At 72.9% G+C, this 26,233-nt stretch carries 20 protein-coding genes; 3 read left to right on the top strand and 17 right to left on the bottom strand.

Translation table 11 applies throughout. The annotated features are described in order from the left end of the window. Nucleotides 1-4: 4 nt before the first annotated feature. The 17 genes from JK361_RS10915 to JK361_RS10835 form a co-directional block, all read right to left on the bottom strand. Nucleotides 5-1,765: an FHA domain-containing protein gene (locus JK361_RS10915; protein WP_201815529.1), complete on the bottom strand. Its 1,761-nt coding sequence runs from the start codon at nucleotides 1,763-1,765 to the stop codon at nucleotides 5-7. A 57-nt stretch (nucleotides 1,766-1,822) separates the two neighbouring features. Beyond that, complete coding sequence (locus JK361_RS10910) at nucleotides 1,823-3,166, bottom strand: vWA domain-containing protein (RefSeq protein WP_201815528.1); 1,344 nt, start codon at nucleotides 3,164-3,166, stop codon at nucleotides 1,823-1,825. Nucleotides 3,167-3,281: 115 nt separating this feature from the next. Further along, a complete protein-coding gene (locus JK361_RS10905) occupies nucleotides 3,282-4,604 on the bottom strand; it encodes a PP2C family protein-serine/threonine phosphatase (RefSeq protein WP_201815527.1) in 1,323 nt (440 codons plus the stop codon). Between the two features lie 4 nt (nucleotides 4,605-4,608). Then, the gene (locus tag JK361_RS10900; RefSeq protein ID WP_201815526.1) at nucleotides 4,609-7,095 is read right to left on the bottom strand and encodes a serine/threonine-protein kinase; all 2,487 of its coding nucleotides are present in this window, start codon (nucleotides 7,093-7,095) and stop codon (nucleotides 4,609-4,611) included. Continuing rightward, complete coding sequence (locus tag JK361_RS10895) at nucleotides 7,092-8,372, bottom strand: coiled-coil domain-containing protein (protein WP_201815525.1); 1,281 nt, start codon at nucleotides 8,370-8,372, stop codon at nucleotides 7,092-7,094. Before JK361_RS10895 ends, JK361_RS10900 begins: the two co-directional genes overlap by 4 nt. Nucleotides 8,373-8,413: 41 nt before the next feature. Next, nucleotides 8,414-9,445, bottom strand: a complete 1,032-nt coding sequence (locus tag JK361_RS10890) for a glutamate ABC transporter substrate-binding protein (protein WP_201815524.1) — start codon at nucleotides 9,443-9,445, stop codon at nucleotides 8,414-8,416. Nucleotides 9,446-9,459: 14 nt separating this feature from the next. Next, nucleotides 9,460-10,899, bottom strand: a complete 1,440-nt coding sequence (locus JK361_RS10885; protein ID WP_372448701.1) for a GlnX family signal transduction membrane protein — start codon at nucleotides 10,897-10,899, stop codon at nucleotides 9,460-9,462. 182 nt (nucleotides 10,900-11,081) lie between these two features. Next, on the bottom strand, nucleotides 11,082-12,533 hold the full coding sequence (locus JK361_RS10880; RefSeq protein WP_201815523.1) for a purine-cytosine permease family protein: 1,452 nt from the start codon (nucleotides 12,531-12,533) through the stop codon (nucleotides 11,082-11,084). 31 nt (nucleotides 12,534-12,564) lie between these two features. Beyond that, a complete protein-coding gene (locus tag JK361_RS10875; RefSeq protein WP_201815522.1) occupies nucleotides 12,565-13,590 on the bottom strand; it encodes an N-acetylglucosamine kinase in 1,026 nt (341 codons plus the stop codon). Then, on the bottom strand, nucleotides 13,581-14,846 hold the full coding sequence (locus tag JK361_RS10870) for a 6-phospho-beta-glucosidase (protein ID WP_201815521.1): 1,266 nt from the start codon (nucleotides 14,844-14,846) through the stop codon (nucleotides 13,581-13,583). Before JK361_RS10870 ends, JK361_RS10875 begins: the two co-directional genes overlap by 10 nt. Before the next feature lie 90 nt (nucleotides 14,847-14,936). Then, nucleotides 14,937-15,830: a carbohydrate ABC transporter permease gene (locus JK361_RS10865; protein WP_201815520.1), complete on the bottom strand. Its 894-nt coding sequence runs from the start codon at nucleotides 15,828-15,830 to the stop codon at nucleotides 14,937-14,939. Nucleotides 15,831-15,832: 2 nt separating this feature from the next. Then, complete coding sequence (locus tag JK361_RS10860) at nucleotides 15,833-16,774, bottom strand: carbohydrate ABC transporter permease (RefSeq protein ID WP_201815519.1); 942 nt, start codon at nucleotides 16,772-16,774, stop codon at nucleotides 15,833-15,835. Continuing rightward, nucleotides 16,771-18,117 carry an ABC transporter substrate-binding protein gene (locus JK361_RS10855; protein WP_201815518.1) on the bottom strand — a complete coding sequence of 449 codons (1,347 nt, stop codon included), beginning with the start codon at nucleotides 18,115-18,117 and terminating at the stop codon, nucleotides 16,771-16,773. Before JK361_RS10855 ends, JK361_RS10860 begins: the two co-directional genes overlap by 4 nt. A 57-nt stretch (nucleotides 18,118-18,174) precedes the next feature. Then, nucleotides 18,175-19,386, bottom strand: a complete 1,212-nt coding sequence (locus JK361_RS10850) for an ROK family transcriptional regulator (RefSeq protein WP_201815517.1) — start codon at nucleotides 19,384-19,386, stop codon at nucleotides 18,175-18,177. 287 nt (nucleotides 19,387-19,673) lie between these two features. Then, nucleotides 19,674-20,501 (bottom strand): hypothetical protein, encoded by an 828-nt coding sequence (locus JK361_RS10845; RefSeq protein ID WP_201815516.1) that lies wholly within the window; start codon nucleotides 20,499-20,501, stop codon nucleotides 19,674-19,676. A gap of 197 nt (nucleotides 20,502-20,698) precedes the next feature. Next, nucleotides 20,699-21,319 carry a Uma2 family endonuclease gene (locus tag JK361_RS10840; RefSeq protein WP_201815515.1) on the bottom strand — a complete coding sequence of 207 codons (621 nt, stop codon included), beginning with the start codon at nucleotides 21,317-21,319 and terminating at the stop codon, nucleotides 20,699-20,701. 133 nt (nucleotides 21,320-21,452) lie between these two features. Next, a complete protein-coding gene (locus JK361_RS10835) occupies nucleotides 21,453-22,616 on the bottom strand; it encodes a mechanosensitive ion channel family protein (protein WP_251093405.1) in 1,164 nt (387 codons plus the stop codon). A gap of 262 nt (nucleotides 22,617-22,878) precedes the next feature. Between JK361_RS10835 and JK361_RS10830 the strand changes: the two genes are divergently transcribed. The 3 genes from JK361_RS10830 (at nucleotide 22,879) to malQ (ending at nucleotide 26,166) form a co-directional block, all read left to right on the top strand. Further along, nucleotides 22,879-23,415, top strand: coding sequence for an HNH endonuclease (locus JK361_RS10830; RefSeq protein ID WP_201815514.1), 537 nt, complete (start codon nucleotides 22,879-22,881; stop codon nucleotides 23,413-23,415). A gap of 408 nt (nucleotides 23,416-23,823) precedes the next feature. Then, nucleotides 23,824-24,072: a hypothetical protein gene (locus tag JK361_RS10825; RefSeq protein WP_201815513.1), complete on the top strand. Its 249-nt coding sequence runs from the start codon at nucleotides 23,824-23,826 to the stop codon at nucleotides 24,070-24,072. Continuing rightward, a complete protein-coding gene (gene malQ / locus JK361_RS10820) occupies nucleotides 24,073-26,166 on the top strand; it encodes a 4-alpha-glucanotransferase (protein WP_201815512.1) in 2,094 nt (697 codons plus the stop codon). It abuts the gene before it with no gap. Nucleotides 26,167-26,233: the final 67 nt, after the last annotated feature.

Raw genomic sequence — 26,233 nt, 5'->3', positions numbered from 1 at the left:
CCGATCAGCCCCGGCGGACGGTGATCGTCGTCCAAGCGCCCACGTGCACCCGGTCGCCGTCCTGGAGCGGGACCGGCACGAACGGCTGGATCGGCTCCTCCGACATGTTCACCGTGGTGCCGTTCGTCGAGTTCTGGTCGACGACCGCCCAGCTGCCGTCGGGCTGCTGCACCAGCACCGCGTGCTGGTGCGAGACGCCCGGGTCCTCCGGCGGCACCGACAGGTCGACGTCGGGGGTGTCGCCCGTCGAGTGCCGGCGGCGGCCGATGGTCAGCTGGTTGCCGGTGAGCGCGCGCTGCTGCTCGGGCGAGTACGCGGGCAGGTTCAGGCCCGCGGCCTCGGGGCCGGAGCGCTGCATCATCGCCATGAAGTACTCGCGGTCCGGGCCGATGGTCGCGACCCAGGTGGTCCGCTGCGGCGCCTGCGGGAAGCCGCCCGGTCCCTGCGGGGCCTGGGTGGCGCCCGGCTGCGGGTAGCCGTACCCGCCGCCCTGGCCGCCGGGCCCCTGGCCCTGGCCCGGTCCGGCGGGGCCGGAGGACGTCGGCGGGGAGATCACCCAGTCGTCGTCACCGCCGCCGAAGGAGGGGCCGCCCGGGGGCCGGCCGGTCTCCTGCGGGAACGCGGGCGGAGTCGACGCCCCGGACTGCTGGAACGCCTGCGGGGCACCGCCGGGACCGCCGGGCGGGGGCGGTACGGGACGTGAGGGGTCGCCGAAGCCGGAGGGGCCGGGCGGAGTGGGCCCACCGGGACCGGAGGGCGCACCCCCGAAGGCGGACGGGCCACCGGGGCCGCCAGGCCCCTGACCGGGACCGCCAGGGCCCTGGCCGGGACCGCCGCCGAAACCGGAGGGGCCACCGGGCCCCTGACCCTGCCCCTGGCCGCCGCCGAAGCCGGACGGGCCGGACGGACCACCGGCACCCGGACCACCGGCGCCCGGGCCCTGGCCGTCACCGAAGCCGGACGGGCCACCGGGGCCCTGTCCCGGGCCGCCAGGGAAGCCGGACGGGCCGCCGGGGCCCTGACCCGGACCGCCGCCGAAGCCGGACGGGCCGGAGGGAGCGCCGGCACCGTGACCCTGCCCCGGACCGCCGCCGAAGCCGGACGGACCGGACGGACCACCGGCACCCGGACCCTGACCCGGACCCTGCGCCGCACCCGGACCCTGACCCTGGCCAGAGCCCTGACCCGGACCCTGGCCGAAGCCCGGCGGGGGGCCCGGCGGGCGCTGGTTGCCGGCGCCGAACGGGGCCGGACCCGAGGGGCCGGGGGAGGTCGGCGGGCCGGACGGGGCACGCTCGCCGCCGAACGGCGTCGGCCCCGACGGCTCGCTGCCGAAGGACGGGATCGGCTCGGCGGGCCGGTTCACCTGCGAGGGCCGCGAGCCCTGGTACTCGTACGCGTCACCGCCGCCGTACGTCGCGCTCGGCGGCTGGAACCGCGGCTGCGGCGGGCGCGGGGCGGCCGGGGTGTACGAGGTGGCCGTGTTGGTGAGGAAGTTCCACCGGCACTCCTCGCAGAAGGGCGCGCCGCCCTCGCGGGGCGTACGGCACTGCGGGCACAGCTCCGGTTCGGGCTCGGCGCCCCCGCGCGGGCGGCCGCCGCCGGCCTGGCCGCCGGGGCCGCCCGGACCTGCGGGCGGCGGGAAGCCGTAGCCGCCGGCCGGGGGCGGCGGCGGGGGAGGAGGTACGGCACCGGCCATGCGGTGACCGCAGACCTCGCACCAGTCGTCGGAACCCGACTGGTGTCCGTTCGGGCAGGTCGGCATGTCGGTGCTTCCCCTTCTCCTAAGGGTCGGTCTGGATCGCTCGGGTCGCTTCCAGGATCACTTCTTTACACGAACAGTCTTTGTCGACCGGGTCTCCAGAGTCATCTCGTCCGCCTCCGCGACCCTCGTCTTCAACCGCACAGTACCTGTCGCGGCGTCGACCACGTCCACCACCTTCGCAAGCAGTTTCGCAGTATCGGCGTTCCCCGAGGCGCTCGCGAGCTGAACAGCGCGCCCCAGTTTGGCCGTTGCTCCATCGAAATTGCCCGCTTTGCGCAGATCGAGCCCTTGCTGGATGGCTTGGGCCAGTTCGGCCTGCCCGGTGTAGTGGGCGACTTGGGGGCTGATCGAGGTGGAGGCGACCATGTCGTCGGTCCACACGGCCCGGACGAGTCCCTGCGCGCCGAGGTTCTGTGCGTCGCCCCCGGGTCGCGGCACCACCAGGGAGACCCGGGCGGCCAGCATCTCCCGGCCGAGTCCGGCCGGCGGCACCTCCACGCACAGGTGGTAGTCGCGGGACTCGTCGCCCCAGGACCCGGTCGGGTAGTCCCCGGCCCGCGGCCCGGCCTCGGTGCGGCGGGCGGTCAAGTCCTCCACACTGGGGGCGACTTGCTTGACGAACCGGATGGTCGTGCCGACCGGCGTCCACACCCGCAGGGCGACGTCGGCGACCTCCTTGCCCATCGCCGTCTCCATCATCCGCGTGAAGTCGGCGGCGAGGCCGGCCGGGTCGGCGACGATGTCGGCGGTGCCGAGCAACGCGGAGGCGATCGCTGTGACTTCTTTCACTTCCCAGTCGGTGCCCACGCCCCGCGCGTCGCAGGTGAACCGGCCGGCGCAGGCGTCGAGCGTGGCCCGCAGGTCGTCCGGTGACTCGTGTTCGTTGCGGCCGTCGGTGAGCAGGATGCCGTGCCGGATGGTGACGTCGGCCGCGGACAGCAGCCGGTCGGCGAGCCGCAGCCAGGTGCCGATGGCCGTACCGCCGCCCGCGCTCAGCCGGCGCAGCGCCTGCTTGGCCTGCTCACGGGTGGTGGCGTCGGCGACCGCGAGCCGTCCGCCGCCCGGATAGACCTCCTTGGCGACGTGCGTGCCGCCGATCACCGCGAAGTGGGTGCCGTCCCGCAGCGTGTCGATCGCGGCGGCCGTGGCGTCCCGGGCGTTGCGCATCTTGGCCGACGGGTAGTCCATGGAGCCGGAGCAGTCGACCATGAGCGCCACCGCGGCGGAGGGCCGCTGCCCCGCCGTGTACACCGGCGCGGAGACCGCGCTGCCGACGGTGCCGCCGCCGGTCGCGGTCACCGTGACGATGGCGTTGACCTCGCTGCCGCCCTCGGGCAGGTACTCGTTCTGGTAGACGTCCACCGAGAACTGCGGCACGTTCGACTTCGCGAAATTGGCCATGACTGATCGCATCCCCCTCGGACACCCCGCTGACGCGAGGCGATGACTCTGAGCGGACCGGTCCCCTCCGGTCCGCCGCGGCTTCCCCGTGCCGTCTTCCCGTGCTGTACGGCCCTCAGGCCGATCCTGCCCCCTGCGGCGGCGCCGGGAACGGCAGGAGCGCCACTGTTACGTTGTCGTGGCCCCCACCGTCCAGGGCGTGCCCGACCAGCACCCGGGCGCTGTGCAGCGGGCGGTCAGCCGCGTCCGGCGGCACGACCTCGCACATCTCCTCGGCCGTCTCGGCGTAGTTCCACAGTCCGTCGGTGCACACCACCACCACGCCGGGCCGGTCCGGCTTGAAGGAAGCGGTGTGCGGCTCCAGTTCGTAGGCGTCCGCGCCGAGCCAGCCGGTGATGGCGTGGGCCCGCTCGTCGGCGTACGCCTCGGCCTCGCTCATCAGTCCGGCGGCGACCATCTGGGCCGCCCAGGAGTCGTCCTCGGTAAGCCGGGCGGACGGCGCGGAGCGGTCGGTGGGCACCCAGTAGGCGCGGCTGTCGCCGACCCAGCCGACGACCAGCAGCCCCGAGGTCACCACCGCGCCGACGATCGTGCAGGCCGGCGCGTTCTGGTGCGGGGCGTGCTCGCGGGCCGTGGCGGGCTCCTCGGCGAGCGCGTTGACGGCCTGCGCGGCGGCGACGATCGCCTCGTGCATCGCCTGCTGCGGGTGGGTGCCACGCGGCAGCGCGGCCAGCAGGACGTCGCCGGCCGCCTGGGAGGCGGCCAGGGAGGCCTCGTCCGGGCGGGTCGCGGAGGAGACGCCGTCGCAGACGATCGCCAGCGCCACCGGGCTCCCGTCGGGCAGCGCGGTGTGGCCGACGGCGAAGGCGTCCTCGTTGCGGTGGTGGCGCAGCCCCCGGTCGCTGACGGCGGCGACCGGGCCCGTCTCCCGCTCGACGTGGTCGCGTTCGCGCGGCTGGGCGTGCCCGCAGTTCTCGCAGTAGCCGTCCTTGTCCACCCGGCCCGCCCGGCAGGCGACGCACACCTGCGCCGGCTCCGCCGGGGCGGCGGCACCGGTGGCCAGCCGCGGGTCCGGCGCCTGTAGCGGGTACTCGTCGGGCTCCGGGGCCCGGTCGAACCGCACCCCGGAACCGGTGGACCGGTCGGCGCCGGGCTGATGCCCCGGCAGCGGCGTGTCACCCGAGTCGGTTCCGGGCAGGTCCGTCGGCAGGTGCACCGAGGACGGGGTGCCGGAGCCGGCCGGCTCGGGAGCGGGCCAGTCCACACCCTCCTCGGGCACGGCGGAACCGGTCATGGCGAGCGTCGGATGGTCCGGCGGCGGTGCGGGCACCACCGAGAGATCCTGTCCGCACGCTCCGCAGAACCGGTCACCCGACTCCACGGGCTCCGCGCAGCTCGGGCACTTCGGCAGTGCGGCCTGCTGGGGCATCTGCGACATCGACTTACACCCACGTCCGGGGGCGGTAACGGTTGGCCCGTTCCACCAGCTCGATCCTCTCCTCGCCGCCGGTCGCCAGCCGGGCCAGCGTGCGGTAGGCGCGCTCCAGACCGAAGCGCAGACCGCGCTCGTCCAGACCGCTGCCCAGCAGCGCCCGGCCTCCGGCGGGCCCGGCGCCCTGACCCCCGGAGAGTATCCAGTCCAGCGCGCAGCCGAGCACCTCCGCCGACAGCCGCTCGCGCCGGGCCGGGTCCAGACCGTAGGCCTGGAGTGCCTCGACCTGCCCGGCGGCGGCCGTCAGGTCGTCCAGGAACGGTACGTCACCGGGGCCTGCCGTGCGCTGTCCGATCCGTGCCCGGACGGCGGCGACCCGGGCGGCCGTGTAGTGGATCGAGGACTCCGGCACCGACTCCAGCGTCGTCACGGCGCCGCGCCGGTCCCCGGCCGCGAGCTGCACCCGGGCCAGCCCGAACGCGGCGCTCACGAAGCTCGGATCGGTCGTCCACACCAGGCGGTAGTACTCGGCCGCGTTGTCCAGCTGGCCCAGCACCTCCGCGCACAGGCCGAGCGCCAGCTTGGGCGCGGCCTCACCGGGGAACGCGTCGTAGATCGCGTCGAAGGCGAGCGCGGCGCCCTCGAAGTCGCCGGTGACCAGGGCGGCCACGCCCCGGTACCACACCACCCGCCAGTCGTCGGGCCGTTCCTCGTCCAGCTTGGCCAGGCTCATCAGCGCGCCCTGGTGGTCGCCGCTCTCCAGCCGGGCGCGGATCTGCCGCAGCCGGGTCTCCACGGTCTGCGTGGGCGCCGCGGCCAGCGCGCTCGACAGCTCGGCCGGCGCGGAGGCCATCAGACCCGCCAGGAAACCGGCGTTGGGGTCGGCCGGGTCGACCAGCGGGACCGGCAGGGCGAGCGCCGCGACGGGCGAGTCGACGGACTTGACCAGGGACGGCGGGACGAGGGCCGGGGCGGGTGCCGGCGCGCCCTTGCGCGTCGGCCGTGCCCCCAGCCGGGACACCTCGCCGCCCGCCAGCGGGAACAACTCGGTGTCCGTGACCTTCACTTCGGGCCCGAACAGCGTCGACAGCGCGGGCCGCGCCTGCCCGGTCTGGAGCGAGACGACCTCCCGCAGCACACCCGTCAGCTGCTCGGCCATCTCCTGCGCCGAGGCGAACCGGCGGGCCGGGTCGGGGTCGGTGGCGCGCACCAGGAGCCGGTAGTAGGACTCGTAGCGGCGGAAGACCTCGATGGTGTCGGGGTCGGGCAGGGAGTCGGCGTAGACGGTCGTGTAGCCCTGGAAGTCGAAGGTGAGCACCGCGAGGGTGCGGCCCACCGTGTAGAGGTCGCTGGCCACCGACGGCCCGATCTCGGCGACCTCCGGCGCCTGGTAGCCGACCGTGCCGTAGATCGCCGACTCCTCGTCGTCCATCCTGCGGACCGCGCCCATGTCGATCAGCTTCAGCTGGTCCTCGGTCTGGATGGCGTTGTCGACCTTGAAGTCGCAGTACAGCAGGTTCCGGCTGTGCAGATGGCCGAGCGCCTCCAGGGCCTCGATGCCGTACGCGCACGCCTGCTCCACCGGCAGCGGGTCGCGCCGGCCGTCGGATGACCGGCGGGCGTTGGCGATCTCCTTCAGGGACTTGCCGCCGACGTACTCCATGACGATGTAGCCGTCGAGGGAGCCGGTGCGCTGGTCCAGGTGCTCGACGAAGTTGTAGATCCGCACGATGTTGGCGTGCTCGATCTCCGCGAGGAAGCGCCGCTCGGAGATCGCCGCGGCCATCGCGTCCTGGTCGCCGGTGTCCAGCAGGCCCTTGAGCACCACCCACCGGTCGGACACGGCCCGGTCCACGGCGAGATAGATCCAGCCCAGGCCGCCGTGCGCGAGGCACCCCGCGACCTCGTACTGGCCGTGCACGATGTCCCCGGCCTTCAGCTTGGGCACGAAGGAGTACGGGTGCCCGCACTTGGTGCAGAAACCTTCCGTGCGGCCCGGCCGGTCACCCCGGGCCCGGCCGACCGGCGCCCCGCAGTCCGAACGCGAGCAGAACCGCTTGCGCTCGGGCACCTCCGGGTTCTCCAGCACCATCGCGCGCGGGTCGGGCCGCGGCACCTGCGGCACGGAGACCAGGCCGACGCCCAGCCGCCCGCGCGTGGAGGCACCGGCCGAGGAACCCGAGCTGCGCACCGAGACCGAGCGGCCCGTGGACCTCCCCGACACCGACCGGGAGAGCCGCCCGGACACCGAGCGGCGCGACCGCGACGACTGCGAGGACGTGCGCGAACTGCGGGAGCTGCGGGAACCGCCGTCGCCCGCCGAGCCCTTGGTGACCCCGGTGGGGGACGAGCCGACCAGACCTCCCCCGGAGGGGGGACCCCCGGCGGAGACGACCGGTGCCAGACCGCACGTGTCGCAGTACAGCTCGCCGCCGCCGACGTCCTCGTACGCGCCCCCGCAGCCCGGCCGCTGGCAGGTCTGCCCCGGCTGACTCATGACTGATCCCCCTTACCGTCCTCCGGCGCGCTCGCGCCGCCGAGCAGCTCTGCCGCCGCCTGCTGGTAGCGCAGCACGGCCTGTTCGGCCACCCGCAGGTCGCAGGGCGCGCTCCACAGCATGCGGCGTGCCGCGTCGTACCGCTCGACCAGCAGCGGGTCCTCGGCGAGTCCGTGCCGGGCGACCTTCGCCTTGTAGGCGTCGAGCCGGCCGCGCAGCTCGGCGCGGACGGCGAGCGGAGCGGTGACCGCGGTCAACGACTCCCGGGCCCGCAGCAGTTCGTCCTCCGCCTTCTGCTCCAGGGACTCCAGCAGCGGGGAGAGCCGGTGCCACCGCGCCTGCCTGCGGTACTCGGCGGCGGTCGCCAACTGCTCCTGGAGCACGGTCGGCGGCCCGCTCACCACCGGCACCTCGGTGGCGGCGATCTTCGCCAGCACCTCGCCGCGCGCCGTACGGGCCTCGGCGAGGGTACGGTCCGCGCGCGAGAGCACGTCCCGCAGCCGGATCAGCCGCGCCTCCGCGTCCTGGCGCACCGTCAGGACGGCGTCGATCTCCCGGCGCACGCCCTCCAGGGCGCGCGCCTCACGGTCGTACACCGTCGTGTCCGGGCGTCCGCCGCCGGGCGCCGAACTGCCCTCGGCCGGCACCCAGAAGGCGAGCGGGTCGGTGACGACGTCCGCGCGCAGCCGGGTCAGCGTGTGCGTGATCCGTTCCAGGTCGTCCCCGGCCGGGTGCTCGCCCGGACGCACCCCGACGGAGTGCGCGAGTCCCCGCGTGCGCTGCAGCTCCGCGGCCAGTAAATCGATCCGCGCGGGCAGCGCCGACCACACCGCGTCGGCGGCGACGATCATGTCCAGGCTCGTCGCGTACAGCTCGTTCATCCGGTCCACCAGCGCGGACAGCGAGAACGTCTCGCTCAGCCTGCCGCTGGCGCCGCCCGGGACGGTCACGGACTCGCCGCGCAGCAGCCCGGTCAGCTCCGCCAGGTCCTCACGGCTGGACCAGCGGCGCCGGGCCCGGATCTCCCGCGCGGAGCGCAGCGCGGCCGCGTAGGCGTCGAAGTACCCCCACAGCAGGGTGATCTGCGCCTCCGTGGCCTGCCAGCGCGCTTCGGTGACGCCGGTCAGTTCGGCACCCTCGAGGAGTCTGCGGCCCGCGTGGTCCTGAAGGGCCAGCAGCGAGGTCTCGATCGCCTCGTGCTCCTGGCCGAGCCGCGCCAGCGCACGGTCCACCTCGTCCCGGTCCATCACCGGCCCGGCGGGGTCCGTGACGCCCATCGATCACCTCTCGCTTGCTGTCTGTTCCGGTCGGATGTGGCTCAACTGCCGCGCAGATACTGCGGTGCGGGCGGCTTCGACGCGGCCGGGTCCTTCCCCAGTGTCGCCGAGAGCCAGTTGTCGTACGACGTCTGCCAGCCGTGCGCGCGATAGTCCACCAGAACGCGATTGACCCGGCGTACCAGATCACCGGCGTCCTTCTTCATCGCCACGCCGTAGTACTCCTCGGTGAACGCCTCGCCCTTCAGCTCGACGGCCGGATCCTGGGCGGCCTGGCTCGCCGCGAGCGCCCCGTCGGTCACCACCGCGTCCACCTCGCCGAGCTGCAGCCGGACCAGGCAGTCCAGCTGGTTCGGGACGGTGGTGGAGATGTCCGTGGACGCCGGCAGCCGGCCGGCCTTCCGGTCGGCGTCCAGCTTCGCGTACGCGGTCGAACCGGCCGCCGTGCACACCTTCTTGTGCGCCAGCGAGCCGTTGTAGCCGGTCACCGCCGACGACTTGGGCGCGAGGACCTGCTGGCCGGTCTTGAAGTACGGCGCGGAGAAGGCGACCTGCCGCAGCCGCTCGCAGGTGATCGTCATGGTCCTTACGACCATGTCGACGCGCCCGTCCTCGATCGCCGGGATGCGCTGGCTGGTCGGGATCGCCTTGAACTGCACCGCTTCCGGGTCGCCGAGGATGTCCTCCGCGATCCGGTGCACCAGGTCGATGTCGAAGCCCTCCAGCCGGGCGCCCTCGGTGTTCGGGTTGCGGTAGCCCCAGTGGTAGCTGTTCTGGTCGACGCCGACGACCAGCTTGCGCTTGGCGCCCGTCCGGGCCTTGATGGCCTCGATCGTCGGCCCGTCGGCACCGGACGGGGCGAGCGTCTGCTTGTGCGCCTCGGCGTCCTCGCACCCGTCGACGCGGGCCTGGGTGCCGGTGGCGACCTTCTGCCCGCCCCGGAGCGGGGTCTGAGCCGTTTGCTGGGTGCACGGCAGCAACAAGGCGAAGGCCAGCGCCAGCGCGCACAGCACCGCCATCGCGGCGACCCCGCCCCAGCCGCGCAGGGAGGCCCGCGCACGGCTCACGTCCATCGCCTTGCCCCCTGTCACCGGTACTCCGAAAGTCTGCGGCCGATGCCCGCGACGGCGCCGGCCGCGCCCAGCACCGCGAGGACGGCGGCGCCCACCGGCAGGCCGGTCATGGCGTTGCGGCCGTCCGTGGCCGACTGCCGGAACTCGCCCTGCTCATGGTCGATGGCCCGGGCGAGATTGCGGTCGACGCTGTCGAAGCACTCGCCGGTCGCGCCCTTCGCGCCGATCACCTTGTCCAGGGCCTGCTGGTAGTTGCCGTTCTCGTCCTCGGTGCGGGCCGAGGCGTGGCGCTGCTTCCACACCGCCATGTTCCCCTGGGCCGCCTCGACCGGTGCGGTACCCCCCTGGTCGTCGGCGAGGTCCGCGGCCTCGGACAGCCCCTTGCCGAGCACGGCCATGTCCTTGTCGAAGTCGTAGTAGTAGGCGTCGTACGGCTTGCCGTCGACCGTGATGGTCTCCGCGCCGCGCGCCACCAGGCTCAGGTTCTCGTTCCCGCGTGCCTTCAGGGAGGCGATGCGGGCGTCGTGCAGCACGTTGAGCGAACGGATCCCCTGGTCGTAGGAGCCGTCGAGCCCGGACCGGGCGATCGCGTGGCCCACGGCCAGCCACAGCAGGACGAGGGCGGTCGCGGCCGAAGCGGCGACCAGACCGTGGTTGAGGACCCGGTTGGTGCGCCGGTACATCCGGTGCTGGGCCCAGCCGAGGGCGGCCAGGGCGAGCAGGCCGAGCGCGATCGCCGCCCACGGGTACGGGCGCGCGTGCCCGTAGTCGGCGTCGAGCCGCCGGTTCTCCGTGGTGTAGAGGGTCTCCGCCGCCGGGAGCATCTCCTTCTGCATCTTCTCGTTGGCGTACCGCAGATAGGCGCCGCCCACCGGATAGCCCTGCCGGTTGTAGGTCCGGGCCCGCTCGATGAGGCCCTTGTACTCGGGCAGCAGCCGGTTCAGCCGGGCGATGGTCGCCTCGGACGCGGAGCCGGGATCGGCGTTGGCGGCGGCGGTGACCAGCCCGGAGGCGGCGGTCCGGATGTCCTTCTCGTACCGGTCGCGGGAGCTCGCGTTCTCCTGCCCGCCGGCCAGGAACCCGCTGGAGGCGGCGGTGTTGGCGTCCGCCAGCGACCGGTAGATGTCCGCCGCGCCGGAGCTGAGCGGCTGGCTGCGGTGCAGCACGTCGTCGGCGGCGGCCGAGCGCGCGCCGGCCTGCCAGGCGGTGACCGCCCCGAACGCGACGACCACCAGGGCCAGCACGGCACCGATGATGCGCAGCCGCCCCGGCTCGGTGGTCGCGGCGGCCCGCACCCGTTCGGCACCCTCCACGAAGGCGGTCCGGCGCGCCGGCGGCACGGGGGCGGCGACGGTCACGGGCGGCCCGGGCTGGGCGGGAACGGCGGGGACGCCTGCGGACCCGGCGGGTCCGGCCGACGGTGGCGCCGCACTGCTCTTCGGCGGGTGTGTCACTCGACCTCCCCCATGGTCATCCGTTCGCCGCCCAGTATCGCCGCCCGGACCGGCGGTCCGCACCGCCCTTCACTGGATCTTGATCGGATCGCAGCGTGTGCTGCTCATGAATACGCCGGGTGCGTTTGTTCGGTTCCCCGCCGGGCGCCGGCCGGGAGGGCGCGCCCGGTGCCCGCGGCCGCTCAGGGCTCCCGGTGTTCGTGGGCGGCCTGTTCCAGCTCCGCCGCCTCCGCCTCGGCCAGGCGCGTCTCGGCCGCCACGTCGATCGACCGGGTCAGCCACCAGTAGAGCAGGGCGGAGACGGGCAGCCCGATGAACAGGGAGATGTCGGCGCCGCCGAGCGCCTCGGCGGCGGGACCGACGTACAGCGTCCCAACGGCGAAGAACGGGATCATGACGGCGAAGCCGACCAGGTACGAGATGATGCCGTGCCAGCCCCAGCGCCCGTAGATGCCGTTCGGGTTGAAGATCTCGGCGATGGCGTAGTGCCCCCGGCGCACCACGTAGTAGTCCATGAGGTTCACCGCGGTCCACGGGATGAACAGGTAGAGCACGAGCAGCAGGAAGTTCTCGAAGTTCGCCAGGAAGTTCGACGTCGCGGCCAGCGCGCCGACGAGGGAGAGCGCCGCGGTGAACACGAGGGTGACCAGCCGCACGGCGAGCGTCGGCCGGACCCGCCGGAAGGAGTCGATGGCGCTGATGAGGGTCAGCGACCCGCCGTACATGTTCAGCGCGGTCACCGACACCAGGCCCAGCGCCGAGAACAGCAGCACGATCGCGCCGAACCCGCTGAACACCTTGTCGCCCGCGGCCTCGATCGACGGGATCGTGTCGAAGTCGCGGCCGGCCCAGGCGGCCAGCAGCGCCCCGAGCACCATCAGCCAGACCCCGCCGAGCGCGGAGCCGAAGTAGGTCCAGTAGAAGGTCTTGCGGACGGTCACGTCCGGCGGGAGATAGCGCGAGTAGTCCGAGACGTAGATGGCCCAGCTGATCTGGTAGCCCGCGACCACACCGAACTGGGCGAGGAACGGCGTCCACCGGAAGGCACCGAGGTCGAAGGAGCCCGCCGGGTAGTGCAGGGTGACCAGGACGCCCACGGTGAAGATCCCGAAGATCACCAGGAAGGTGTACGTCAGGAACCGCTCGGCCTTGTGGATGACGTCGTAGCCCACCAGCGCGACGACCAGCGCCACCACGGTGACCACCGCGATCCACAGTCCGAGGCTCCCGTGGATCGTGGTGTGCAGCGCGTCGGCGGCGAGGCTGCTGTTGAAGACGTTGAACCCCGCGTACTGCACGTACGCGAAGAGCCACACCAGCAGGGCGCCGACGTAGCCGAACTGCGGCCGCGACTGGATCATCTGCGGCAGCCCGAGCTGGGGCCCCTGGGCCGAGTGGAACGCCATGAAGAACGTGCCGATCACCGTGCCGGAGACGATGGCCAGCAGGGACCAGACGAGGTTGCCGCCCTGGGTGATGCTGACCAGCCCCACGGCCAGGGTGGCGATCTGGGCGTTGGACATGAACCACAGGGGACCCAGGTGCCAGAGTTTGCCGTGCCGCTCGTCGAGCGGGACGTAGTCGATGGACCGGACCTCAAGGCCGGACACCCTGGGCTCGGCTGATGTGCTCATGGTGCCTCCCGAGACGGGCCGCCCCCTCTGGTCACATTGTTGCCCGGCTCCCCTCCCGAGACGACCCGGACCGGCCCGCCTCCCAGTGCCCCCGCGCCCGCTCCTGGGCCCCCGCGCCCGCCCCCAGCCGGTCCAGGCCCAGCAGCGCCGCGCCCAGGACCGGGCTCGCCGTGACCAGACGCGGGACGGCCTTGGGGGCGCGGGTCGCCAGGAGGTCGCGGACGGTGTCGTTCAGCTGGGCGTGACCGGCCGCGAGGACGCCGCCGCCCAGCAGCACCGGGGTGTGTTCGGCGAGGAGGTCCAGGCGGGTCAGTGCGACCGTGGCCATCACCGTGACCTCCTCCGCTAGCCGGGTGACGAGCCCGCGCGCCACCCGGTCGCCGTCCGCCGCCGTGGCGAACAGGACCGGCGCCAGCTCGTGCCGGCGGTCGTGGCCGACGTCCCCCAGGTGCAGCGCCTCGATGAGGGCGTACATGGTCGGCAGGCCGAAGTGCGCGGGCAGGGTACGGACGAGCGAGGTCGGCTCGCCGCGGCCGTCCTCCGCGCGGGCCGCGTGCCACAGCGCCTCTTCGGCCAGGCCCCAGCCGCCGCCCCAGTCGCCGGAGATCCGGCCGATGGCCGGGAAGCGGGCGGTGCGGCCGTCGGGACGCATGCCCACGCAGTTGATGCCCGCCCCGCACACCACCGCCACACCGCGCGGTTCGGCGACGCCCGCGCGCAGGACCGCGAAGGTGTCGTTGCGGACCTCCACCGACGCGCCCCACGCGCGCGCGTGCAGCGCCGTCGCCAGCCGCTCCTCCTCCACCGGGAGATCGGCGTTGGCCAGGCAGGCCGACACATGGGAGACGGACGGCACACCCGCGTCCGCCAGGGCGCGCGCGACCGGTTCGGCCAGCGCGTCCAGAGCCGCCGGCACGCCCACCGCGGGCGGGCGGAAACCACCGCCGCGGGCCGTGGCCAAAACCTCGCCGGCGGCGGTGACCACGGCCACGTCGGTCTTGCTGTTGCCCGCGTCGATGGCGAGAACCGTCGGAGGTTCAGGTGCGGTCAGGCCCACGCCAGGTGCTCCCGGTTGTGTGCGACGAGCCGGTCGGTGAGGGTGTCGGCGTAGGCGTACTGGCCGATCAGGGGGTGGGCCAGCAGCGCGCGGAAGACCCGGTCCCGGCCGCCGCGCAGGGCCGCCTCCAAAGCCAGGTCCTCGTACGCCGTCACGTTCGCGATCAGGCCGGCGAAGAGGGGGTCCGGCTCCGGGACGGGCAGCGGGACCGGGCCCGTCGGCCCGACCGCCGCCTGGACCTCGATCACCGCGTCGTCGGGCAGGAAGGGCAGCGTGCCCCGGTTGAACGTGTTCACCACCTGGTACGGGCTGCCGCCCCCGCCCAGCAGCGCCGCCGCCAGGTCGACGGCCGCCTCCGAGTAGTAGGCGCCGCCCCGCTTGGCCAGCAGGGCCGGCTTCTCGTCCAGGGCCGGGTCGCCGTACATCGCCAGCAGCTCCCGCTCCATGGCGGCCACTTCGGCGGCCCGGGACGGCTTGGTGCGCAGGTCGTCGACGACCTCGTCGTGGGCGTAGAAGTAGCGCAGGTAGTAGGAGGGGATCACGCCCAGGCGGTCCAGCAGGGCGCGGGGGAGGCGGAGGTCGTCGGCGATGGCCTCGCCGTGCTCGGCCAGGAGCTTGGGGAGGACGTTCTCGCCCTCCGGGCCCCCCAGCCGCACACCGGTTTCCCAGGTGAGGTGGTTGAGGCCCACATGGGCCAGGTGCACATCCGCCGGGGCCGTGCCGAGCAGTCCCGCGAACTTCCGCTGGAAGCCGATCGCCACGTTGCACAGGCCGACCGCCCGGTGCCCGGCCTGGAGGAGGGCGCGGGTGACGATGCCGACCGGGTTGGTGAAGTCGATGATCCACGCGCGCGGGTTGGCGCGGCGGACCCGTTCGGCGATGTCGAGGACGACGGGGACCGTGCGCAGGGCCTTGGCCAGTCCGCCCGCACCGGTCGTCTCCTGTCCGATGCAGCCGCACTCCAGCGGCCAGGTCTCGTCCCGCTCGCGGGCCGCCTGGCCGCCGACGCGCAGCTGGAGCAGGACGGCGTCGGCGCCGTCGACGCCCGCGTCCAGGTCGTCGGTGGTGACGATCCGGCCGGGGTGCCCCTGCCTGGCGAAGATCCGGCGGGCCAGCCCGCCCACCAGTTCCAGGCGTTCGGCGGCCGGGTCCACGAGGACGAGTTCCTCGACGGGCAGGGTGTCCCTGAGGCGGGCGAAGCCGTCGACGAGTTCGGGTGTGTAGGTCGAGCCTCCGCCGACCACGGTGAGTTTCACTGGAGGTTGCCTCGCTTCCGGGTGTCAGGGACGCGTTTCATCGGCCGGGGGTCCGGGGGCCGTCTCCCGGGGGGTTGCTGCACAGTCGGATCAACCCTTCACCCCGGTGAGCGTCACGCCTTCGACGAACGCCTTCTGGGCGAAGAAGAACACGAGGATCACGGGGGCCATGACCAGCACGGTCGCGGCCATCGTGAGATTCCAGTCGGTGTGGTGGGCGCCCTTGAAGGACTCCAGGCCGTAGGACAGGGTCCAGGCGCCGGGGTTCTCCGACGCGTAGATCTGCGGGCCGAAGTAGTCGTTCCAGGCGTAGAAGAACTGGAAGAGGGCCACGGCGGCGATCCCCGGCTTCGCCATGGGCAGGACGACCCGCAGCAGGGTGCGCAGGTCACCGCAGCCGTCCACGCGCGCCGCGTCCAGGTACTCGTTCGGGATCGTCATCAGGAACTGGCGCAGCAGGAAGATGGAGAACGCGTCCCCGAACGCCATCGGGACGATCAGCGGCCACAGCGTGCCGGACAGGTCCAGCTGCTTCGCCCAGAACAGGTACATCGGGATGACGACCACCTGCGGGGGCAGCATCATCATCGAGATCACCAGCATGAGCGAGAGACTGCGGCCCCGGAAGCGGAACTTGGCGAGCGCGTACGCCACCGGGATCGAGGACACCACGGTCAAGACGGTGCCCAGGCCGGCGTAGAGCAGCGTGTTCCGCCACCAGGTGAGGAAGCCGGGGGTGTCGAACACGCTCTTGTAGTTGCCCCACTCCCAGGTGTGCGGGACCAGGTCCCGGCTGAGCGCCTGGCTGTCGCTCATCAGCGAGGTCAGGAACACGAACACGAACGGCAGCGTGAAGAACAGCGCGGCGGCGACGCCGAGCGCGTGGACCGCGACCCACTCCAGCGCCGCCTTGCGGCGGGCGGTGCGTGCGGCCCCGGAGACGAGCGGCGCCGGTTTCACCGGCGGGTCCAGTACCTGGGTCATGGTCAGTCACCTGCCTGGATCAGGCCGCCGCGGCGCCGCATCAGCAGCGCGGTGAACGCCATCGACAGGGCGAACAGCACCAGCGCCACCACGCAGGCCGAGCCGTAGTCGAAGCGCTGGAAGCCGAGGTTGTAGACGAGCTGGGGGAGGGTGAGCGTGGACTTGTCGGGGTAGCCGGGCTCGAACTGGGTGCCCGCGCCCTGGATCACGCCGGAGGCGACCTTCCCGGCGATCAGCGGCTGGGTGTAGTACTGCATGGTCTGGATCACGCCGGTGACGACCGCGAACATCACGATGGGGGAGATGTTCGGCAGCGTCACGTACCGGAACCGCTGCCAGGCCGAGGCGCCGTCCAGCTCGGCCGCCTCGTACTGCTCCGCCGGTACGTCGAGCAGGGCGGCCATGAAGATCACCATCAGGTCGCCGACGCCCCACAGCGCCAGCAGGGTCAGCGCCGGCTTGGACCAGGCGGGGTCGTTGAACCAGGCCGGCGCGGGCAGTCCGGTCTTCTCCAGGATCGAGTCGACCGGGCCGGTGCCGGGGTTGAGCAGGAACGCGAAGGCCATGGTCGCCGCGACCGGCGGGGCCAGGTACGGCAGGTAGAACAGGGTGCGGAAGACCCCCGTACCCGTCTTGATCTTCGTGATGAGCAGGCCGACGCCGAGCCCGAAGACCACCCGGAGGCTCACCATCACCAGGACCAGCCACAGCGTGTTGCGCAGGGCGGGCCAGAACAGCGGGTAGTGCTCGAAGACGTAACGCCAGTTCTTCCCGCCGCTCCACTCCGGCGGCCGGAAACCGTCGTAGTGCATGAAGGAGAAGTAGACCGTGGAGAGCAGCGGGTAGGCGAAGAAGACCGCGAAGCCGATGAGCCACGGTGACATGAAGGCGAGCGTGCGCAGGGCCGAGCGCCGGCGTCTCGACGCGAGGGTGGCGCCGCTCATCCCTGTGCCTGCGCGATGTCCGTGTCGATCTGCGCGGCCGTCTTCCTCAGCCCGGCCTCGAGATCGGTGGCCTTGCCGCTCTCGTAGTCGTAGCCGAACTGCTGGATCGTCACCAGGTACACGCCGCCGTTGACCGAGGCGGGCGTGGTGGTGGAGTGCGGGTTGCCGGCGATGTCGAGGAAGGTCTTGAACCGCGGGTCGTACTTCAGCTTCGGGGACTTCAGCGCGGCGAGCGTGGAGGGCACGTTGTGGATGCCGTTGGCGAAGCCGACCACCGCGTCCGTGTCCGTCGTCATGTACTTCACCAGTTCCCAGGCCGCGTTCTGCTTGTGGCTGGTGGCGGCGATGCCCGCGATGGTGCCGGTGATGTAGCCCTTGCCGTACTGGTCGGCCTGGTCGTCCGGGACGGGCAGCGGGGCCACCCCGATCTCGAAGTCCGGCTCGGCCTCCTCGGCCATGCCGAGCCGCCACTCGCCGTCGAGCTGCATGGCGACCTGGCCGGTGTGGAAGGGGTGCCTGGGACCCCATTCGTCGCCGAGCGTGGCCCGGAACTTCTCCAGCCTGCGGAATCCGCCGAGGTCGTCGACGAGCTTCTTCTGGAGCGTGAAGCCCTTCTCGAAGGCGGGGTCCTCGGCGAGGTTCGACTTGCCGTCCTTGTCGAAGTACGTCGGCGAGAACTGGCCGAGGTAGTGCTCGGTGGTGGACTCCCAGCCGTGGTAGTTCGGCATGAACCCGAGCTGCCGGTAGCCGTCGCCCTGCGGGATCGTCAGCTTCCTGGCGTCGGCGGCCAGTTCCGACCAGGTCTTCGGCGGGTTCGCGATGCCGGCCTTCGCGAAGGCCGTCTTGTTGTAGTAGAGCCCGTACGCGTCGCCGAGCAGCGGGACCGTGCAGCGGTTGCCGTCGAACTGGGTGTACTCGTTCATCGGCTTCGGGAACGTCGCCTCCGGGTCGATGCCCGACTTCTCGAAGAAGGGGTTCAGATCCACCAGCGCGCCCGAGGAGCAGAACTTGCCCACGTTGTTGGTGGTGAAGGAGGAGATGACGTCCGGGGCCTTGTCGCCGCCTGCGCGCAGCGCCTGGTTGATCTTGTCGTCGGTCATGTTGCCGACGACGTTCACGTGGATGTTGGGGTGTGCCCGTTCGAAGCCGGCGACGAGCGACTTGACCGCCTTCACCTCGTTCGGCGCGCTCCAGGCGTGCCAGAAGTTGATCGTCGTGTCCTTCGACGGGTCGTCCGAGGCGCCCGAGCCGGACTGGCCGGTACAGGCGGTGGTGAGCAGGGCCAGCGACGCGGTCAGGGCAAAGGCCGCTTTTCGGGCGATCGACGGTATGACTTCGGGCATGGCGAGGTCTCCCAGGGGCGGGCGGGCGGAGGGGAGGTGCTACCGGGGTGCGCGGGCTCAGCGCGAGGTGTCGAAGACCTCGTCGCGGGTGGCGGCGAGCGCGGACTCCAGCGCGCCGCGCAGTACGGGGTGTTCGCGGACGTCGCCGACGACCAGCCGGGGCCGGGCCGCGGCCAGTTCCTCCAGCTCGGCCTGGACGAGGGCGCGCAGCACCTCGCCGCCGGCCGTCAGCGCGGAGCCGCTCAGGACGACGAGTTCGGGGTCGAGGACGGAGACGAGCGAGGCGAGACCGGTGGCCAGCCGGGTGGCGTAGGCCTGGAGGAGTTCCCGGTGCGGGCCGCTCGTGTGGTCGGCGGCGCGTGCCACGAGTTCGGCGGCGACTTCGCTGTGCGGCCCCGACGGCACGTCGGGGATGCCGAGTTCGCGGGCCAGCCTCGGTACGGCCTGGGAGCCGGCCAGCTCCTGGTAGCCGCCGCTGTTGGCCTTGGCTACCTGCCGTACCAGCGGGGTGCCCGGCACCGGCAGGTAGCCGACCTCGCCGGCGCCGCCGGTCCAGCCGCGGTGCAGCCGGCCGCCGAGGACCAGGGCGGCGCCGAGGCCCTCCTCGTTCCACAGCAGCACGAAGTCCGCGTGGCCGCGGGCCGCGCCGAGCCGCTGTTCGGCGATGGCGGCGAGGTTGACGTCGTTCTCGTACTCCACCGGCATGGGCAGCGCCGCCGCGAGTTCGTCGAGCAGCGCGGGGGAGTGCCAGCCGGGCAGGTGGGAGGCGTAGCGCAGCCGCCCGGTGTTGGGGTCGAAGGCGCCGGGGGTGCCGATGACCAGCCGGTGCACGTCGGACCGGGCGAGCCCGGCGGCCTTGACGGCGCCGTCGAGGGCGTCGGTGACCTGCTGGACGACCGGTTGTGCCGGGCGCCGGCCGGGAGTGGGCAGTTCGTGCTCGCCGACGGTGCGGCCGGTGATGTCGGCGACCGCGGCGCGGATGCGGTCCGGGGTGACGTCGAGCCCGGCGGCGTACGCGGCGCCGGGATGGACCGCGTACAGCTGGGCGCTGGGGCCCGGCCGGCCCTCGCTGGTGCCGGTGACCCGGACCAGTCCGGCCGCCTCCAGGCGGGCCAGCAACTGCGAGGCGGTGGGCTTGGACAGGCCGGTGAGCTTGCCGATGCGGGTGCGTGACAGCGGCCCGTGCTCCAGGAGCAGGTCCAGGGCGGCGCGGTCGTTCATGGCGCGCAGGACGCGTGGGGTGCCCGGCGTACCGGCGGTTCCTGCCATGGGGTCGACACCTGCCTTTCCAGCCGCTCAGCTTCTCAGTGTCCCGGGCGTGGCGTCCAGCCTTGATCACCGGCCGCACGGAGATCACTGTTAGGAAAGTTTCCTATTCGGGTGGGAGGAACGTAAGCCGAGGACGAAGGGGGCGTCAATAGACAACGCCCCCGAGGCAACAGAGTCGTTACCTCGGGGGCGTCGGGAGCGCCGGGGGCGTCGGAGGCATTGGGGGCCTCGGGAGCTCCGGGGGGCGTCGGGCGCCGGTGGCGGGGGCGTGGTCCGCCCCCGGTGACCTACTTGACCGTCACGTGGTCGCCGACGGCCGTCTTCGCGGCCGTGGTGGCCGTACCGGCGAAGACGAAGCGGTAGCCGCCGCTCCGGGTCGCCTTCACCGTGGTGGACAGGGCGCCGCCGGTGCCGGAGGTGATCGTCTTGACGTTCGCGTACGAGCCGCCGTCCGGCTTGAACTGGAGGACGACCTTCTGGTTCAGGTAACCGGTGTACCTGCCGGTCGCCCAGTCGGCGCGCGTCAGCTTGCCCTTGACGGTCAGCGTCCTGCCCTTCACCACGGGCTCCGGGGCGGCGTCCGTGGTCAGCCGCGCGGCGCGCAGCACCTTCACGGAGGCCAGGTTGCCCCAGGCCGTCACCTCGTTCTCGCTGTGCAGGTAGTCGTCCGAGACGCTCTCGTCGCTGTGCACGTAGATGCCGGCCGCCTTCCAGGTGCCGGCGTCGGTGCCCTCGTACAGCGACATGCCCGGGTCGGCGGCGATCTTCTCGGTGCAGCTCTCGGTGACCGTGGTGTCGGTCGTGACGGTCGTCTTGCAGACGGGCGGGGTGTCCGGACCCAGGTCGTTGTCCATCGACTTCAGGGTGCCGCGGTACAGCATCACCGCCTGCACGGTCTTGTCCTGGTCGATGACCAGGTTCTTGGGCCGGGTCAGGGTGTACGAGACCGGCACGGTCACCGTCTTGGCGGCGCCGACCACGACCGGCTTGCCGTGGTTCACGGTCACGCCGGAGAACTTCAGGTCCGGCGTACCGGCCGCCGACGCGGCGGGCGCGGCCAGGCCGGCCAGGGCCAGGGCACCGGACAGGGCGGTGCCTATGGCGAGCTTGCGCATGCTTCCCCACATTCGACACGGGCCCCCGGGCGACGTCGCGCTCCAGAACAAGGGTCCGTTGTGGTGGTGACCCTAAAGGATCACCGAGTGCGGAGGGAATGGGGGGTTCCAGTGAAGGCGATCTGTGCGCCGGTCCCGGCTGGGGAGGGCGTCACGAGCGCCTCGCGGCGGGCGGACCGGCCGGGCCCGCGGGCCGCTCAGTCGGTGAGGAACGGGGCCGTGTCCAGGGTGGGGTAGGGGGCCGGGAGGGGGAGGGGCTCGCCGAGGGAGACCTTGGTGTCGGTGGCGTAGTACGCCTCGGTGGGGTCGTCACCGGGAAGGACCGGGTCCGTGTAGCAGTGGGCCGTCCCGGAGTGGCGGTCGACGAGCACGTAGACCGGGACGCCGGCGGCGGCGTACGTACGGAACTTGGGGCCGGTGTCGGTCTCGTGGTTGGTGGAGGTGACCTCGCCGACGAGGGCCAGCATGTCGATGGGGTACCAGCCCTTGTTCGCCTTGCAGTACGACTCGTCGAGCTCGGTCGGCCTGCGGCGGCGGACGTAGAAGTCCGGAATGACCAGAGCCATGGTCCTGCCGTCTCCGTGGGCGCCGCGATAACCGTTGCCCATGCCCACGAGGCGGACTCCGGCAGACCGGAACTGGAAGCCCAGCTCGAAAGCGCCGTCGTTATGGTTGTCGTTCGCTTGCGGCGGCACCATGGCGGTCCCCTCGACGTACTCCGGTCGAATCGGCACCGGCGACGCCTTTTCGAACGTGCTCAACAGGTCGATGGGGTCTACCTGCGTCATGACCGGCTCCAGGATCGGTTCGGCGCTCATCGCTTGTCCTCGTCACGCTGCTGCCAGGCTAAGCCCGCGCTGGGCGCCCCGGCAGAACGATGGGGCACCCCGTGCGCTCCCCGCGCCGGAATGCCCCATCCGTTCACTCGAACGAGTGTGCTGAACCGTTCCGCTACTTCGCCGAAGGCGCCGGTCGCTGCGAGACGATCGGAGACGCCGCGGCTGTCTGGGGCGAGTCCGCGTTGGAGTACACCGACGGAGCCGCCACCGCCGCCGTCGGGTCCGGGGTGTCCTCGACGTCCTCCGCCGCCGTCGCGCCGCCCACGATGCGGATGCTCGCCGCGTCGAACGCCCGCTTGATCCGCCAGCGCAGCTCCCGCTCCACCGTCACCGACTTGCCGGGCATCGTCCGGGCCGACACCCGCACCACCATGGAGTCGATCAGCACCGAGTCCAGGCCGAGCACCTCGATCTGACCCCACAGCAGCTCGTTCCAGGGCTCTTCCTTGCTCATCTTCTCGGCGACCTCGTCCAGCGTGGCCTTGACCCGGTCCAGGTCCTCGCTCGCCCGCACGGTCACGTCGACCCCCGCCGTCGCCCAGCCCTGCGACAGGTTGCCGATCCGCTTGACCTCGCCGTTGCGGACGTACCAGATCTCGCCGTTGTCACCGCGCAGCTTGGTCACGCGCAGCCCGACCTCGATCACCTCGCCGGAGGCCACACCCGCGTCGATCACGTCACCGACGCCGTACTGGTCCTCCAGGATCATGAACACGCCGGACAGGAAGTCGGTGACCAGGTTCCGGGCGCCGAAACCGATCGCCACGCCCGCCACACCGGCCGACGCCAGCAGCGGCGCAAGGTTGATCTTGAAGGTGCCGAGCACCATCAGCGCGGCCGTGCCCAGGATCAGGAAGCTCGCCACCGAGCGCAGCACCGAACCGATCGCCGCCGAACGCTGCCGGCGCCGCTCGGCGTTGACCAGCAGCCCGCCCAGCGCGCCGCCGTCCGACGCCTGCGGGGCACGGCCCATCCGGTCTATCAGCTTGCTGATCGCCCGGCGCACCACCGCTCTGAGCGCCACCGCCACGACCAGGATCAGCAGGATCTGGAGACCCATCGCGAGCCACGTCGACCAGTTCTGCTCGACCCAGCTCGCCGCGTTCGTCGCGCTCTCCTGGGCGTCCTGGAGCGTCGGCACGGCCGGGGTCGTCGAGGAGGGCGAAGGCGAGGGGGTCGGTGACGCACCGGCGGCCAGGAGAACGGCGGGCAGGGACGACACGGCAGGTACCTCCAAGGTGCTGCGCAGTCCGTACCGGCGGGCGGTCAAGGTCACGAAAAGGTCACCGGACGGACAGGACCACCACACTAACGGGGCATTGTGCGTGCCTCGTGCCGATCGGCACAGGAGGCGTGCAGGAGAGACGCGGCTCACCCCGGCTTGAACAGGTCACGGTCCGGGGGATGAATCAGGTGTGGTCGAAAACACTCCCAGCCCGTTACCGGGACATGGTGGCGCTTCCACCAGGCATGAGGGGAGACTGACCTCAGATCGTCCCGGCGCGAGCCACGCGCCGCCGACGCCCAAGGAGGCACCCGTGCCGCATGTCCTGGTCCTCAACGCGTCGTACGAGCCGCTCGGCGTCGTACCGCTCCGCCGCGCGCTCATCCTCGTCCTGGAGAACAAGGCAGTCTCCCTGGAGGAATCCGGCGCCTTTCTGCACAGCGCGACCGTCACAGTCCCCGCACCCAGCGTGGTCCGGCTCAAGCGATTCGTCCGGGTTCCCTATCGGGGGCCCGTTCCTCTTACCCGCCGGGCGCTGTTCGCCCGTGACGGGGGCCGGTGCATGTACTGCGGTGGCGTCGCAACCAGCGTCGACCACGTCATCCCGCGCAGCCGCGGGGGCAAGCACGTCTGGGACAACGTGGTGGCCTCCTGCCGCCGCTGCAACCACGTGAAGGCCGACCGGCACCTCGTCGAACTGGGCTGGCGGCTGCGGCACAAACCGGCCCCGCCGACCGGTCTGGCCTGGCGCATCATCGGCACCGGGCACCGGGATCCGCGCTGGCTGCCCTATTTGCAGCCGTACGGCGCGGATGACGCTCTGGCCCGGATCGACGGCATCTCCGCCTAGGGTCTTTCGTTCACATCAGGCCGGATCAGGGGCGCGGTCTGGCGATGGGGCATGGTGCCGGACCGCGCGAGCCTGGCTTGCGAACGAGGGGCCCTAGCTGTGCCGTCCCGGGACGTTGGTGACACGCGGGAAGGGGCCGCGGCGGCTGCGGGAGATCCGCGGCGTCGTCCGCCGCACCCTTTCCGGTGGGCCGCGCCGTCCGGACGCGGCCGCGCGGCCCCTGCGGACGGACCGCGCACAGCGCGCAAGTGACGCCGGCACGACGATCGGCCCCCGGCACACCGGCTGCCGGGCCGCGGACGGATCACCCCGGCCCCGGATCTGCCGCGCGTGGCTTCGGGCTCACGGGGTAGGCCTGCCGTAAACCGTCCAAAGCCGAAGCATCCGGCGCACCGACAAGGAGCCCCCGTGGCCGCACCGGCACGACTCATGATCCCCGCCCCCTTCAAACCCGGGGCGGACCCGTCCGCCGACACCGACGACGCGGCGCTGTGCGTCTTCAGCGCGGAGAGCGCGTGCGCGCAGGCACCACTGACCAGCGAGCCGCCGCTGCCCGACGCCGAGCCGCTCACCAGCGAGCCCCCTCTCGCCGAGGCCGCCCCGCTGACCAGCGAGTCCCTTCCGGTCCCGGACTACTCCTTCGCACCGGGGCTGTAGATGGCCGCGGCGCCCGACGAGCCCCCCGCGGAAAACCTCGCCCGGCTCGCCGAGCTGCACGGGGTCGCCACCTCCTACCGCCCGGCCCCGGACCGTACCGTCCAGGTCCCCGCCTCCGCCGTGACCGCCGCCCTCGCCGCCCTCGGCGTCGACGCGTCCGGCCCGGCCGCCGTGACCGCCGCCCTCGCCGCCCGGCAACGCGAACTGCGCGAGCGCCTGCTGCCGCCGACCCTGGTGCAGTGGGCCGGCGCCGAGCCGCCCGCCGCCCTCGCCGCGCTGCCCGCGGGCACCCGGCTGCGTGTCGAGACGGAGGACGGAGAGACCCGGGAGGAGGCCGCGGACCTCCCGCTCGGCGTCCACCGGCTGACCGCCACCGCCCCCGACGGACGGACCGGCGAGGCGTGCCTCGTCGTCGCCCCCGACCGGCTGCCCGCCCCGCCCGGCCGCTCCTACGGCCTCCTCGTCCAGCTGTACTCCCTGCTCTCCCACCGTTCCTGGGGCATGGGCGACCTCGCCGACCTCGCCGAACTGGCCGGCTGGGCCGGACGCACCGCCGGCGCCGGATTCGTCCAGGTCAACCCGCTGCACGCGGCCGTACCCGGCGCCCCCACCGACCCCTCCCCCTACCGCCCCTCCTCCCGCCGCTTCCCCGACCCCGTCCACCTGCGCGTCGAGGACATCCCCGAATTCGCGTACGCCGAGGACCGCGAGCGGCTGAACGGCCTGCTGGAGCGGGCCGCACGACTGCGCGCCGACGTCCTCGACAAGGGCGCCCTCATCGACCGGGACGCCGTGTGGGAACTGAAACGGCAAGCACTGGAAACGGTCCTGGCCGTCCCCCCGGGCCCCGGCCGGCAGGCCGCCTACGACGCCTTCCGCGCCGCCCACGGCCCGGCCCTCGACGACCACGCCACCTGGTACGCCCTCGCCGAGGTCCACGGCCCCGACTGGCACCGCTGGCCGGACGGGCTGCGCGACCCCCGCTCCGCAGCCACCGCCCGCGCCCGCACCGAACTCGCCGACCGGGTCTCCTTCCACGCCCGCCTCGCCTGGCTCACCGACGGCCAGCTCCGGGCCGCCCAGCGCGCCGCCCGCGAGGCCGGCATGTCCGTCGGGATCGTGCACGACCTCGCCGTCGGCGTGCACCCGGCCGGCGCCGACGCCTGGGCCCAGCAGGACGTGTTCGCCGCCGGCATGTCCGTCGGCGCCCCGCCGGACGCCTTCAACGCCCGCGGCCAGGACTGGGGTCTGCCGCCCTGGCGCCCCGACCGGCTCGCCGCCACCGGCCACGCCCCCTACCGCGACCTGCTGCGCGCCCTCTTCCGCTATGCCGGCGCCCTGCGCATCGACCACGTGATGGGCCTGTTCCGGCTCTGGTGGGTCCCCCAGGGCAGCCCGCCCACCGACGGCACCTACGTCCGCTACGACGCCGACGCCATGCTCGCGATCCTCGCCCTGGAGGCCGCCCGCGCCGGGGCGGTCGTGATCGGCGAGGACCTGGGCACCGTCGAGCCCGGCGTGCGCGAGGCACTCCAGCGGCGCGGGGTGCTGGGCACCTCCGTGCTCTGGTTCGAACGGGACTGGGAGGGCGACGGCCGCCCGCTGCCGCCCGAGCGCTGGCGGGCCGACTGCCTGGCCACGGCCACCACCCACGACCTGCCGCCCACCGCCGCCCGGCTCACCGGCGACCACGTCGACCTGCGCGACCGCCTGGGCCTGCTCACCCGGTCCGCCACCGAGGAGCGCGCCGAGGCCGTCGCCGACACCGCCGAGTGGCTCGCCCTGCTGGGCAGCCTCGGCCTGGTGGACAGCCCGGCGGCCGGACCGCCCGGATCCGACGAGGAGGAGGAGATCCGTGCCGTCCACCGCTTCCTGCTGCGTACCCCCGCCCGGCTGATCGGCGTCTGGCTCCCGGACGGCATCGGCGACCGCCGGCCGCAGAACCTGCCGGGCACCTGGGACCAGTACCCCAACTGGCGGCTGCCGGTCGCGGACCGGGAGGGCCGGCCGGTGCCGCTGGAGGAACTGGTGGCCTCGCCCCGGCTGCGGGCCCTGCTGGAGGTGCTGCGGCCACCCGGCCCGTCCGGCGTCTGAGGACGAGGCCGCTCAGGCCGGAACGGGGGCCCGCGGGCGGCGGCCCCCGGCGCCGCGGAGCGGGGTG

It is taken from the genome of Streptomyces musisoli (assembly GCF_016741855.1).
GTDB lineage: Bacteria > Actinomycetota > Actinomycetes > Streptomycetales > Streptomycetaceae > Streptomyces > Streptomyces musisoli.
Note: the sequence above shows the minus strand (reverse complement) of the source record. Positions and strands in the feature narration are given on the sequence as shown.